The organism is Frankia sp. AgB1.9, from assembly GCF_016786355.1.
Taxonomy (GTDB): domain Bacteria; phylum Actinomycetota; class Actinomycetes; order Frankiales; family Frankiaceae; genus Pseudofrankia.
In genome coordinates this window covers 16,004-29,106 of record NZ_JADWYX010000036.1, presented here as the reverse complement: position 1 = coordinate 29,106, position 13,103 = coordinate 16,004, and the positions used below count along the sequence as shown (strand labels likewise).

The 13,103-nt window shown below is 70.9% G+C and carries 11 protein-coding genes; 8 read left to right on the top strand and 3 right to left on the bottom strand.

Going from position 1 to position 13,103, the window contains the following annotated elements; translation table 11 throughout:
• Positions 1 to 134: 134 nt before the first annotated feature.
• The gene (locus I6A60_RS16375; RefSeq protein WP_203014977.1) at positions 135 to 458 is read right to left on the bottom strand and encodes a hypothetical protein; all 324 of its coding nucleotides are present in this window, start codon (positions 456 to 458) and stop codon (positions 135 to 137) included.
• Positions 459 to 961: 503 nt separating this feature from the next.
• Here I6A60_RS16375 and I6A60_RS16370 point away from each other — a divergent pair.
• The 7 genes from I6A60_RS16370 (at position 962) to I6A60_RS16340 (ending at position 7,197) form a co-directional block, all read left to right on the top strand.
• The gene (locus I6A60_RS16370; protein WP_203014976.1) at positions 962 to 1,822 is read left to right on the top strand and encodes a universal stress protein; all 861 of its coding nucleotides are present in this window, start codon (positions 962 to 964) and stop codon (positions 1,820 to 1,822) included.
• Positions 1,823 to 1,935: 113 nt separating this feature from the next.
• A complete protein-coding gene (locus I6A60_RS16365) occupies positions 1,936 to 3,129 on the top strand; it encodes a 4Fe-4S dicluster domain-containing protein (RefSeq protein WP_203014974.1) in 1,194 nt (397 codons plus the stop codon).
• Positions 3,126 to 3,593 (top strand): Crp/Fnr family transcriptional regulator, encoded by a 468-nt coding sequence (locus tag I6A60_RS16360; protein WP_203014973.1) that lies wholly within the window; start codon positions 3,126 to 3,128, stop codon positions 3,591 to 3,593. Before I6A60_RS16365 ends, I6A60_RS16360 begins: the two co-directional genes overlap by 4 nt.
• Complete coding sequence (locus tag I6A60_RS16355) at positions 3,565 to 4,485, top strand: FAD/NAD(P)-binding protein (protein WP_203014972.1); 921 nt, start codon at positions 3,565 to 3,567, stop codon at positions 4,483 to 4,485. Before I6A60_RS16360 ends, I6A60_RS16355 begins: the two co-directional genes overlap by 29 nt.
• Positions 4,486 to 5,376, top strand: a complete 891-nt coding sequence (locus tag I6A60_RS16350) for an oxidoreductase (protein ID WP_203014970.1) — start codon at positions 4,486 to 4,488, stop codon at positions 5,374 to 5,376.
• A complete protein-coding gene (locus tag I6A60_RS16345; protein ID WP_203014967.1) occupies positions 5,363 to 6,712 on the top strand; it encodes a Ni/Fe hydrogenase subunit alpha in 1,350 nt (449 codons plus the stop codon). Before I6A60_RS16350 ends, I6A60_RS16345 begins: the two co-directional genes overlap by 14 nt.
• A complete protein-coding gene (locus tag I6A60_RS16340; protein ID WP_203014965.1) occupies positions 6,709 to 7,197 on the top strand; it encodes a hydrogenase maturation protease in 489 nt (162 codons plus the stop codon). Before I6A60_RS16345 ends, I6A60_RS16340 begins: the two co-directional genes overlap by 4 nt.
• Here I6A60_RS16340 and ppsA read toward each other — a convergent pair.
• Complete coding sequence (gene ppsA, locus I6A60_RS16335) at positions 7,161 to 9,683, bottom strand: phosphoenolpyruvate synthase (RefSeq protein ID WP_203014962.1); 2,523 nt, start codon at positions 9,681 to 9,683, stop codon at positions 7,161 to 7,163. The genes I6A60_RS16340 and ppsA overlap by 37 nt on opposite strands.
• Positions 9,680 to 10,375: a DUF1918 domain-containing protein gene (locus I6A60_RS16330; protein WP_203014959.1), complete on the bottom strand. Its 696-nt coding sequence runs from the start codon at positions 10,373 to 10,375 to the stop codon at positions 9,680 to 9,682. The genes ppsA and I6A60_RS16330 overlap by 4 nt, the downstream gene beginning before the upstream one ends.
• 357 nt (positions 10,376 to 10,732) lie before the next feature.
• On the opposite strand from I6A60_RS16330, the gene I6A60_RS16325 reads away from it, so the two are divergent.
• Positions 10,733 to 13,102, top strand: a complete 2,370-nt coding sequence (locus I6A60_RS16325) for a diguanylate cyclase domain-containing protein (RefSeq protein ID WP_203042514.1) — start codon at positions 10,733 to 10,735, stop codon at positions 13,100 to 13,102.
• Position 13,103: the final 1 nt, after the last annotated feature.

Here is a 13,103-nt window from a genome sequence, read left to right as displayed (position 1 = left end):
CCCTCGCGATCCCCGTAGCCGCATATTCGCGGGGCAGCCCCTGGGATGACTGTGCGCCGCCGGACGGCGTAGATCACGGTTCGAACGTCCTGGTCCCACGGGACCTAGCGTCCTGCGACGCCCGCCGGTGCAGGTCACGAGCGGTCCGGATTCCGCGAACCTTGACAGTCGCGGCACTGGACCCCAGTTTCCAGCCCTGGCCGCGTCAGGTCGGCCGGGCCGTGTGTTCCTGTGGCCGGAAGCGCGGGCAGCTTGCGGTCTGCGACCGAGAGCACTCGCAGGCCGGCGCGGGCGAACTCGTCCAACAGGGTCGCGACCTGATCGCGGTCGGCGGCGGTGAGCTTTCGGGTTGCGCCGTCTGGCGTCGCCAGCGACGTACCGAGGTCCAGGACCGCCTCGGGCGCGCCCTTGACGTGGACGGCGAACTGTCCGGGGAACGTCTCGTCAACGGTGGCCATCCGGCGTAGTCGTGGATGGAACGGCTCCGCGACTCGTCGCCGTGCCACCCGGGCTGCCAGCCCGGGTCGCCGCCGAGCCAGGCCGCGACCTGGCCAGTCCGGGTGACCGCTCGGACGCCGTCGGTTTCCCGTGCCCTGCGGTCGGTCGGGCGGCATACCGCCTGGGTCGCCGGACGCTGCATCGGACGCCGCCACGTGACCGGAGGGTAGCTGTGCCCGGCGCAGACCGCTTGGCGTGACGGGAGCTGCCCGCCCGCGGACGGCCTGGGGTACGCATCGGATATGGCGGTGTGGGCGCCGAGAGGCCGGGAATCTACTGCGGGGCGACGGGCCGGCGGTCGGCCTCGACGATCGCGGCCTGGTCGCCCGCGTCTCCCGGCCGGGACCGAGACGGGCGTTCGGGTAAACGCGCCCGCGAGCCCGAATCGCGGGAAGCCATCCAGAAAGCGGTCGGAAGTACCAGCGGGGAGGTTTCTGGCGGGCGAACCGGCAGGAGGAATGTCATGGCGAAAGCCGACATCGTGGTGGGAATTGATGGTTCCCGAGACGCGGAGCGGGCGTTGCGCTGGGCGGTGCACGCGGCCCGTCCGCGAGATGCCTGCGTCCGGGCGATCCTGGTCTGGGCGGCCGCCGGGCCTCCTTGCGAACAGTCCCATCCGCCGCCGGCAACATCCCCGGAGCACCCGCGGTGGACCGCGCAGTGGATGCTCAACGATGTCGTGGAGCGCGTGACCAAAGACGAACCGTCGGCGCGGATTCATCCACGGACGCTCTATGGGCCTCCCGTGCAGAAGCTGCTGGCGGAGGCCGATGACGCGGCCTTGCTCGTCCTTGGCGTCCATGGGACGAGCCGCACACATCGCATCCTCACCGGGTCGGTGAGCCTCGCCTGCGCGCACGGCGCGACCGTGCCAGTGGTCGTCGTCCGCGGGGAGCCGCACGGGGATGGCCACGCCCCGATTGTCGTCGGGGTGGACGGTTCGCAGGCTTCAGTGGACGCGCTGGTCTGGGCCGCCGATGAGGCCGCGCTACGGCGGGCTCCGTTGCGCGTCGCGCATGTGTGGGAGCCGGTTCCAACGTTCCTCGCCGCGCAGATCAGCCGTGGCGACGAGGCAGCGCGGGAGGCCGCGCGGGCCGTTCTGGAGCAGTCGGTCAGCGCCGGCCTCGCGGGGCGTCCGGGCCTCCAGGTGGATACGAGTCTGATCGAGGGCACCCCCGCGCACTCCCTCATCAACGCGGCGGCGCACGCTCAGCTGCTTGTCGTAGGCGGCCGGGGCTGCGGGGGCTTCGCTCAGCTGCTGCTCGGTTCCACCAGTTCGCAGTGCCTGTTACACGCAGCCTGCTCCGTCGCCGTAGTCCGGTGACCCGCACGAAGGATAGGGACCCAACACCACGGCTGGACCGGGCGTTAGCCGGTCGACGGCGGGAACACCCCCGAACATCACTTAACGTTCGCAGCTGACCACTTTGAGGGATCATGGTCGTGGAGACTAAGGCGCCGCAGACGGTGATCGCGCCCGCCGAGCTAGGTCGCCTCGTGGACGTGCTCCGGGACGGCGGCTACCAGGTGATCGGCCCGACCATTCACGACGGCGCGATCGTGTACGACGAGATCACGGCCGCCACGCAGCTGCCGACCGGCTGGACCGACGTGCAGGAGGCTGCGGCATACCGGTTGGAACGCCGGGCCGACGAGGCGAGGTTCGGCTACGCGGTCGGACCGCATTCGTGGAAGCGGTGCCTGCTCCCGCCACGGCTTCGGCTTCTGCGCGCCCAGCGCGACCCCGACCTCGGCTTCGACGTGCGGGAGGAACTTCCACCTGACCGGCCGATGGCGTTGCTGGGCGTGCGGTCCTGCGAGCTGCACGCGATCGCCATCCAGGACCGGATACTCGCCGACGGTCGCCACCGAGATGACGACTACGCGGCGCGGCGCGAGGACCTGTTCATCGTCGCGGTCAACTGCCACGAACCGGGCGGAACGTGCTTCTGCGTGTCCATGGGCACCGGCCCGGCGGTCAGCTCCGGCTACGACCTCGTACTCAGCGAGATCCTCGACGGCGAGCACCGGCTGCTGGTCGAAGCGGGTACCTCCCGGGGCCGTGACGTGCTCGACCAGCTCGCCGGCCGGACCGCCGACCTGACCGACCGGGAGGCAGCGGCCGCCGCGGTGCGCGCGGCCGGCGAACGGATGGGGCGGACAGTCGAGGCGGAGGGGCTGCGTGATCTGCTCGCGGACAACCTGGAGCACCCCCGCTGGGACGACGTCGCCGAGCGCTGCCTGACCTGCGGCAACTGCACCATGGTCTGCCCGACCTGTTTCTGCACGAGTGTCGAGGACGTCAGCGACCTGACCGGCGAGACGGCGGAACGCTGGCGTACCTGGGAGTCGTGCTTCTCCCTGGACCACTCCCACCTGCACGGTGGCGACGTCAGAGCGGCCGGGCGGTCGCGCTACCGGCAGTGGTTGACCCACAAGTTCGGAACCTGGCACGACCAGTTCGGCACGTCCGGCTGCGTCGGCTGCGGGCGCTGCATCACCTGGTGTCCCGTCGGCATCGACGTCACCGAGGAGCTGGCCGCGATACGCGCGGACAGCGTCAGCGGTGCTGCGTCCGACGGCCGCGCGCCGAAGCCGACCGGCGGTGCCGCCGGGACGGCGGACCGATGAGCACGCCCCCTGGCGCGCTCGCGGAACCGGGAATCTTCCAGAGAATCCCCGAGGACCATCTCGCGCTCCTCGCCGAACATGCTCGACAGGTAGATCTGCGACCGGGTGCCGCATTGCTGCGTGAAGGAGATCCAGCCGACGTCTTCTACGTGCTGAGAGCCGGAAAGGTTGCGATCGAACTGTTCGTCCCGAGCCGTGGCCTGGTTCCCATCGAGACCGTCGGCGCCGGCGGGCTGGTCGGCTGGTCGTGGCTCTTCCCGCCGTACCGGTTCGTCTTCGACGCGCACGCGCTGTCGCCCGTCACCGCCCACGCCGTCGACGGCGCACGCCTGCGTTCCCTTTTCACGGGCGATCCGGCGTTCGCCTACGACGTCCTGCTGCAGGTCTCGCGGGTGCTCGCCGAGCGGCTGCACGCGACCCGCCTGAGGTTGCTCGATGTCTACGGAAACCCAGACCAGAGCTGAGCGGTGCGCCGCCGGGGCGATGACCCCCAGTGCGTTCCGGGTCAGCCAGCGCCACCAGGAAACCCATGACACCTGGACGCTGCGGATGCAGCCCAGCACGAGTTCGGCGCCGCTGCCCGAGGCCCGTCCCGGGCAGTTCACGATGGTGTACGCGTTCGGCGTCGGTGAGATTCCGCTGTCCCTCGCGGGCGGCTGCACCCCGGGCGGTGCCCCGACGGCGCTGGCTGCCTGGGCGGACTCGACCGCCGAGGAGCGGCCTCTGATCCACACCGTCCGGGCGGTCGGCCCGGTGACCAAGGCGATCTGCGGCGCCCAGCCCGGCGACGTGCTCGGAGTCCGCGGGCCGTTCGGCCGGGGCTGGCCACTGGACCCAGGCCAGATCGCAGGCGCCGACATGCTTCTCGTCGCGGGCGGCCTGGGCCTGGCGCCGTTGCGCCCCGTGGTCGAAGACCTGCTGCGCCGACGCGGTGAGGTCGGCGAGATCGCCCTCCTCGTCGGCGGACGCACCCCGGCTGACCTGCTCTACAGCGACGAGCTCCTTGCCTGGAGGGACCGTGACGACGTCCAGGTGCTGGTCACCGTGGACGCTGCCAGCGCGGCCTGGACCGGTGAGGTCGGGGTCGTCACCGCCCTGCTGCCGAGGGTCCGTTTCGACCCGGCGCACACGGTGGTGCTCACCTGTGGGCCAGAGATCATGATGCGGCTCACGGCTCAGGCCGTCGTCGACCTTGGCGTGAGCCCGTCGAAGGTCCATCTGTCGATGGAACGGAACATGCACTGCGGCATCGGCCACTGCGGCCGCTGTCAGCTGGGTCCGATGATGCTCTGCCAGGACGGCCCGGTCGTCGACTTCGCGCAGCTCGCACCGCTTCTCGCCGTACGGGAGCTCTAGATGACCACGACCAACCCGAGCCCGTCGCCGGTCGCGCCGACTCCCCGGCCGCGGCTTGCTGTCTGGAAGTTCGCCTCCTGCGACGGCTGCCAGCTCACCCTGCTCGACTGCGAGGACCAGCTGCTCGCCCTGGCCGACGCGATCGACGTCGCCACCTTCCGGGAGATGTCGAGCGCGGTGGTCGCCGGTCCGTACGACCTGTCCCTCGTGGAGGGCTCGATCAGCACGCCGCAGGACGCCGAGCGTATCCGCGAGGTCCGCGCCGCGTCCCGGCGGCTGGTCACGATCGGCGCGTGCGCCACCGCCGGCGGGGTTCAGGCGCTGCGGAACCTCGCGGACGCCGACGACTATCTGGCGGCTGTGTACGCCACCCCCGCGTACGTCGCCAGCCTCTCGACGTCGACGCCGATCTCGCGGCACGTGCCGGTCGACTTCGAGCTTCAGGGCTGCCCGATCGATCCCCACCAGCTCCTCGAAGTCATCAGCGCCTTCCTCGCCGGTCGACGCCCGTCGATCTCCTCCTCGTCGGTCTGCACGGACTGCAAGCGCGCCGGACGGGTCTGCGTGATGGTCGCGCACGGCACCCCCTGCCTCGGGCCCATCACCCATGCAGGCTGCGGCGCGCTCTGCCCCGCGTTCCACCGCGGCTGTTACGGCTGCTTCGGCCCGATGGAGAGCCCGAACACCGCGGCGCTGATCCACCAGCTGAGGGTGCTCGGCATGGACGCGGGCGGGGTGACCAGGGTGCTGCGGACCTTCAACGTCGGCGCGCCCGCATTCCGGGATGTACCAGTAGGCCCGGCCGACCCGAACAGGCACAGCCAGCAGGAACGCGACCGCCCGGCCACGGGCGCGGCTGACCAGAGGGCCGACGGCGATGCACCGGACTGAACCGACCAGGTCCCTCGACTCAGCGACACCGGAAGCCGGGCCGAAGTCGCAGACGAGGACCCTCACTCCGCCGCCGCTGACCCGGGTCGAGGGCGAGGGACGCCTGATCGTACGAATCCGCGACGGCAAGGTCACCGACGCCCAGCTGGCGATCTTCGAGCCACCACGGTTCTTCGAAGCGCTGCTGCGCGGACGGGCCTACACCGAACCGCCCGACATTACCGCTCGCATCTGCGGCATCTGCCCGGTCGCCTACCAGATGAGCGCCCTCGCCGCCATCGAGGCGATCTGCGGCATCGACGTCACCGGCCCCGCCGCCGACCTGCGAAGGCTCGTCTACTGCGGCGAGTGGTTGGAAAGCCACGCCCTGCATGTCTTCCTGCTGCACCTGCCCGACTTCTACGGCCAGGACAGCGGCGTCGACCTCGCACGGTCCTGCCCGGAGCTCGTCCGCCGCGGGCTCGCCGTCAAGAAGGCTGGCAACACGCTGATGTCCGTGGTGGGCGGTCGCCCGATCCATCCCGTCAACGCCCGTGTCGGCGGCTGGTACCGCGCACCGGACCGGATGGAGCTGCGCCGCCTCACCGGCGAGCTCGAACGGGCCCGGGACATCGCGGCCGACACGGCACGGCTCGCCGCCGGCCTCGACTTCCCCGACGACGACATCCGCCAGCCCTTCGTCGCTCTCCACCAGCCCGGCGCGTACGCGATCGAACGCGGGCGCATCCGCTGCACCGACGGCTTCGACATCGCCCCCGCCGAGTACGACGACGCGTTCGTCGAGCACCAGGTGCCCTGGTCGAACGCGTTGCAGTCCACGCTCGTCGATGGCCGCGCGTATCTGACCGGCCCGCTTGCCCGTTTCGCGCTCAACGCCGCGACACTGGCCCCCGCCGCCCGCGAAGTGGCCAGGGCGATCGGCCTGCAGCCACCTGAGCGAAACCCCTACCGCAGCATCCTGGTGCGCTGCGTCGAGATGGTCCATGCCGCCACCGAGGCGCTGCGCCTTATCGACGCGTACACCGAACCAGACCCACCAGCCATCCCGGCACCGCCCCGGGCGGGCACCGGCCACGGTGCCACCGAAGCCCCCCGCGGCCTGCTGCACCACCGCTACACCACCGACGCCGTCGGCACGATCCTCGACGCGAAGATCGACCCGCCCACGGCCCAGAACCAGCGCGCCATCGAGGAGGACCTGCGAGGCGTGGTCCAACGCCACCTCGACCTGCCGGACCAGGAGCTCACCCTGCTATGCGAACGGACCATCCGCAACCACGACCCGTGCATCTCATGCGCCACACACTTCCTGACACTCGACCGCACCCACGATTGATCATCATCGGGGTCGGCAACCCGTACCGCGGCGACGACGGCGCGGGCCCCCTGACGGCTCAGCTGCTGCGCGACCAGTCGACCAACGGAATTGAGGTGATCGACTGCGCCGAACCGATCGACCTGCTGACCCTCTGGGAGGACGCGGCCGCCGCCTGGATCATCGACGCCGCGGCCCCTGCCCCGCTGACCGGACCCGCCCAGGCCGGAACAGTGCACCGCCTCGCTGTCGTCGACGGCGAGGCGCCTGCCGTCTTACCCGTTACCTCGTCGCACGGGCTGGGCATCGCGCACGCCATCCGCATCGGCCAGGCACTCGCGAACCTGCCACCGCTCCTCGTGATCTACACGATCACCGCGCACCAGCTGACCGATACCACGCAGGTCCATCCCCAGGTCATCCGCGCCGCCCGCGCCGTCGCTCAGGCCATCGCCGCCGAGACCGAGCGTTACCGGACCTCCGCAGAACGGACCCACGCCGAATAGCCGGACTCATTCCTGTCCAGTTCTGACGCCCCCGTCTGGTCCGCGGTGACCGGTAGCGGGGGCCGCTTCGATCGGGCCGCTTCGATCAGGAGGCGCCGTTCGGCGGCGGCGATGGTGCGCCGGACGGTGTCCACGGCGTCCGGGTTGACGGAGATCGACGTGATGCCCAGTCGCACGAGCCGCTCGGCGAACTCCGGATGTGTCGACGGTGCCTGCCCGCACAGCGAGGACGTGATGCCGGCCGCCCCACACGCGGTGATGATCCGCCCGATCGCGTCGAGCACCGCGGGGTCCGACTCGTCGAACAGCTCGGCGCACGCCTCGGAGTCGCGATCGACGCCCAGCGTCAGCTGGGTCAGGTCGTTCGAGCCGATCGAGACGCCATCGATGCCGAGCCTGGCGTACTCCGGGATCCAGTAGGCGACTGACGGGACCTCGGCCATCACCCAGCGGTGCAGGTCGCGGCGGTGCTGACCGAGGGGGCTGCGATCCACGGCCTCCAGGCACGCGGCCAGCTCCCAGCGGGTGCGCACGAACGGGATCATCAGATGCAGGTTCGGCGCGGTCTCTCGGACCCGGGCCAACACCTCCAGCTCGAGCGCGAACACCTCGGGGTCGTGGATGTAGCGGTAACAGCCCCGGTAGCCGATCATCGGATTGGCTTCGACCGGCTCGAAGCGCTCGCCGCCGCGCAGGCCGCGGAACTCGTTCGTGCGGAAGTCGGTCGCGCGGTAGACCACCGGCCTTGGTCCGAAGGCCCGGGCGATCCGCAGCAGCGAGCCCGACATCCGCTCGACGAACTCGGCCCGCCCGCCGGTGGCGAGCAGGTGACGGGGGTGCTGGCCGCCGAGGGCGTCGGCCAGCAGGAACTCCGCGCGCAGCAGGCCGACACCGTCCACGGGCAGCGCCGCGACCTGTTCGGCCCGCTCCGCGACCGCCAGGTTCACGTACAGCCTCGTCGCCGTCGTCTCCATTGGTGGTGTCGCCGACGCGGCAGCCACGCCTGTCGCGGCGGGTGCGGTCCTCGCGGCGGACTCGTCCGACGGCGTGGGCAGCGTGCCGGCGTGGATCTCGCCACGGGTGCCGTCGACGGTGACCAGCTGCCCGGTGGACAGGGTCGAGGTCGCGTCCCGGGTACCGACCACACAGGGCACGCCCATCTCGCGCGCGACGATCGCCGCGTGACAGGTCACGCCGCCGCTGTCGGTGACCACGGCCGCGGCGCGGCGCATGACGGGCACCCAGTCGGGCGAGGTCATCTCGGCGACGAGCACCTCGCCGTCACGAAGCTCGTCCCCCTCCTGCGGGGACCGCAACAGGCGCGCCTGGCCGCTCGCCTGTCCAGGCGAGCCGGCGAGCCCGACCAGCAACGGCGCGTCGCCCCCACCATCGTCGCGTGCCACGCTGTCAGAGGCATCGGACGTCCGCGGTTTGTCGCTGACCCTGGCAGGCTTGTCGGACCTGGCGGCACCCGCCCGCTGGCCGCCTAACGCGGTGATCGGCCGGGACTGCACCAGGTAGATCTCGCCGTCCTCGATGGCCCACTCCAAGTCCTGTGGGACGCCGTAGTGCCGCTCGGCCCGGATCGCGAGGCGGGCCAGGTCCACGGCCTGCTCGTTGCAGAGGACCCGACGCGATCCGTCGGCCTCGGACAACTCCACCCGGACGTCCTGACCTTCGGGCCCCCGCACGATCTGGTGGCTCTGCCGGCCGACCCGGGTCTCCAGCAACGCGGGTGCACCCGTGCCGGCGTCCTTGGCGAGCATGTAGGTGTCGGGCACAACCTGCCCACCGACAACGACCTCGCCGAGTCCGAACGCCGCCTCGATCACCACCCGTGAGGTATCCCCGGTCGCCGGGTCGGCGCTGAACATCACGCCGGAGCGCTCCGCGTTCACCATCAGCTGCACGACGACAGCAAGAGCCGGCTCCGGGCTGCCCGTCTCGGCCTTGACCTCGGCCTGGCGGCTGGCGCGGTAGGCCAAGACCCGCTCGCCGTAAAGCGAGGCCCAGCATTCACGGACACGCTCGACCAGGTCCTCATCGCCGTGGACGTCGGTGAAGGTCTGGTTCATCCCAGCGAACGAGGTACCCGCGGTGTCCTCTGCGGTCGCCGACGAACGGACCGCGACCTCCAACGCCGGGCCGGGGCCGCCGATGAGCCTGTGGTAGGCCTCCAGCACCGCGTGGCCTACGTCGTCCGGCATCGGCGCGGTACGCACCAACTTTCGCAGAGCTGCCGCTGCCCGGCCGAGGCCAGCCGGGTCGTCAGGGTTGACCTCCGCCATCCGCCGGGCGAGCTCCGTACCGAGGTCGCTCGCAGCGAGCGCGCGCTGGTAGGCCGCGGACGTCACGACGAACCCGGCCGGGACCGGGAACCCGGCCCTCGTCAACTCTCCCAGATTCGCCCCCTTGCCCCCGGCCTGAGCGACGTCGCGCAGCGACAGCTCGCTGAACCAGGCGACCCACGGGCAGCGCGGGTTCATCGCGACCGATCGTGGTGGCGGACCTCCGCGTCAGGCCCGGGATAGATGAAACTGACCCGCCCGTCGTCATCCCACCGCACTGTGAACGGCGGATCGCCGGCGGGCGAGCGCACCTCAGAAATCTCCCCAAGCCGGTCGGGCTGCCCGGAGGAACGGCGATGGATGACCAGCGTGTCACCGGCACGGGCCCGCATCGCCAGGCGGCGAAGCGACAGGCTGGGGGCCGCTGGCAACGATCCCTCGCGGATCGCGGCCGGCGGCTGGGCTTCGTGGTGCGGAGCAAGGATTTCGTCGGCGAGCGGGTGGACCAGTTCGGCGATCTCCTGCTCCGAGCGCACCAACAGGTCGTCAACCGACAGCAGACCGACCACGCGGCGGCCGTCGACGATCGGCAGCCGGCGGATCGCATGGTCACGGAAAATCTCGTACGCCCGCTCGGTATCGGCGGTCGCCGGCAGGGTGATCACGTCGATGGTCATGAGAGCGTCGATCCTCGCGTCCGGCGGGACGCTTCGCGCGAGGCCCCGCAGCACCAGGTCGCGGTCGGTGACGATGCCGACCAGGTGTTCGCCCTCGACGACCAGTAGCGCGCCGACGCCCTGGCGTTCCATCTCCCGTGCCGCGTCGCCGACAGTGGTGGCCCGGCCCACGGTGATCGGCTGGCGCAGGAGCCTGTCCCGGATCTGGGCCATCCCTGCCACCTCCCTTGTGACATGCACCACCGGCGACGTGACGACCGAGGGGCCGGGCGATGACGCGTGCCGAGAACGTCAAACCGCCTCCTGCCCGCATCACCTCGGGTAAACCGCGGCGCCTTTCCAACCGGCCCGCGGGACCGACAGCCCTATCGAACAGATGCCGATGTTGTTCGGCGTAACCTCCGGCCGGACTTCGCCCGCGCGATCGCGCCTCGCACGCGACACCGCTAGCGGGGTTGACCGCAGGTTGCCGATTCACGGCCGAGCCCGCGGGTACACAGACGCGTCAGATGCCCTGGACTGCGGGCAGGGACGACCGCGCCGCCGGCTCACGAGGGGAGGGCGGTATCTGTGACCGCAGACGGTGCTACCGGCGAGAACGCGGTTCTCTTCGAAGTCATGCGCCTCGGCTTGATCACGACCGGTGTCGAGGACGGACGGGTGCGGCGAGTCAACAAGTCCACCTGTGAGCTCCTCGGCCGAGACGAGTCGGACATCGTTGGCCGGGACTGGCGGGAGCTTGTCGACCCGAGGCAGCTCGACGAACTGGTCACGGTGGAGGACGAGACCCGGCCCGGTGAAATGGAGGGCACCTGCTGGGTCGTCCGCTTCGCGCGCCCGGACGGCACTGTGGTCCACACCCTGGCGGCGGGGACGATCGTGCCGTGGGACGGCGAATCCTGCTATCTCGTCCAGCTCATGGACATCACGGAACTTGTCTCGACGGAACTTCAGCTTCGGCTGGTGCTTGACCACACGCCCGCGACGATCTTCCTGCTCGACCGCGCCGGACGCGTCCTGGTGTGCGGCGGCGAGCCCTCCCAGCCGCCCGCCGCGGCCTTGCGGCGAGCTCTCGCGTCAAGCGTCTACGACGTCCTCGCCGAGTGTCCGGAACTGCTGACGCTGGTGCACCGGGCCATCGCGGGCGAGCGGGCACACACCGTGATCGAGGCGCGCCGCCGCTGGTATGACCTCCACCTGGTGCCAGTACCCGGAGCCGCGGCCTCCGGACCGGGACCCGCCGTCGGCGGGGTCGCCTTGGAGGTCACGGACCTGCGGGTTCGCGCGGCCCGCCAGACCGCGCTCGTCGATCTCGCCCAGCATGCGTTGGAGATCACCGACGCGGGGAGCGTGTATGAGCACGCCACACGCATCCTGGCTGCCCACCTCCCTGCCGACGAGGTCACCATCCAGCCGTACCGGGCCGCGGACGAGTCACCAGCGGCGGCCACGGGCACAGCGGGCACCTCGGGGGCGCGTGCGTCCGGCGGAGGGAACGAGCCTCCGGTCGAGGGGACGTCGGAGGTCATGCGGATACTGGTCGGCCGGGCCGACGACCCGGTCGCCGAAATCATGGTTCGCCGCGACGGCCGTGGTTTCGGCCCGGACAGCCTCGAATTCGTCCGGGCGGTCGCGGCCATCGTCGGCACGGCCGTCATGCGGATCCGGACCGAGGGCGATGCTCGCTACCGCGCCTGGCACGACCCGCTCACCGGCCTGGCCAACCGGACCGCGCTCCTCGACCGGCTGGAACGCGGCCTGCGGCGTGCCCGCGCGGACAGGCGCACCATCGGCGTGCTGTTCCTCGACCTTGACGGGTTCAAAGCGGTCAACGACACCCTCGGGCACCAGGCAGGAGACGACCTGCTCCGCATAGTCGCCGATCGTCTCCAGCGGGCGGTCCGGCCCGATGATGTCGTCGGCAGGCTCGCAGGTGACGAGTTCGCCGTGATGTGCGACGCCATCAGCTGGGCGGACCTACGCGCGATCGCTGGACGTGTGCTGACCGCACTGGCCGAACCCGCGGCGCTTGGCCGGACGGTCCGACTCGGAGGCAGTATCGGGCTCGCGCTCTCAGGCCCCGGGCTAGCTGACGCGGAGGAGCTCCTCAACGCCGCCGACATGGCGATGTACGACGCCAAGCAGAGCGGGCCGGGGCGGTGCGTCGCCTACGACGAGCACATCCGCGCCGGGCTGGACGCGAAGCTGCGCGACACGACCGAGCTCCGCGACGCACTGAGCGATGGCGGCCTCGGCGTCTGTGTCGAGCCGATCGCGGCCCACGGCGGTGAAGTCGTGGGCGTAGAGGCCGTTCCTTACTGGCAGCACCCTCGCCGAGGCCGGCTCGGCCCCGACGAGATCGAGCGCATCGCTCGGGAGGCGGGGCTCACCGGCGAGCTCGACCGCTGGCTTGTCGAACACGCCACCGCCTCCATTGCCGCGGCGCATGTGCAACTGCGGCGAAGACCACTGTGGCTGCGGATCTCCGAACGCGGCGCGACCGACCCCGAGTTGCGAGGCGCGATCGCCCGCCAGGTTGGCGCCGCACATGCCACGGACACGCCCGAGCTGACCGTCCTCCTACCCGACGAGATGGTGCAGCGCGACCGTGCCACGGCCGACGCCATCGCCGCCGAATTCGACCGGGCAGGGGTCGGCGTCGGCATGGACTTCACCGACATCGGACCATTGCGCGCGACGATGGAAGACATCATCCCAGCGAAGATCGGCGTCGTGCGGCTGGGAGCGAGCTATGTCCGCGGCATCGACAAGGGCGGCATACCGCTGGCCACCCTGACCGGCATCGTTCAGTTCGCGCACGTTCTGAATCTGCGAGTCGCGGTCCGGTCCGTCGACACTCCACAGGAGCTCGCCGCGGTCCGCACCCTGGGCTGCGACCTGGTCCAGGGCACCGCCGTAAGAACCGGAGTGCCGGCCTGAT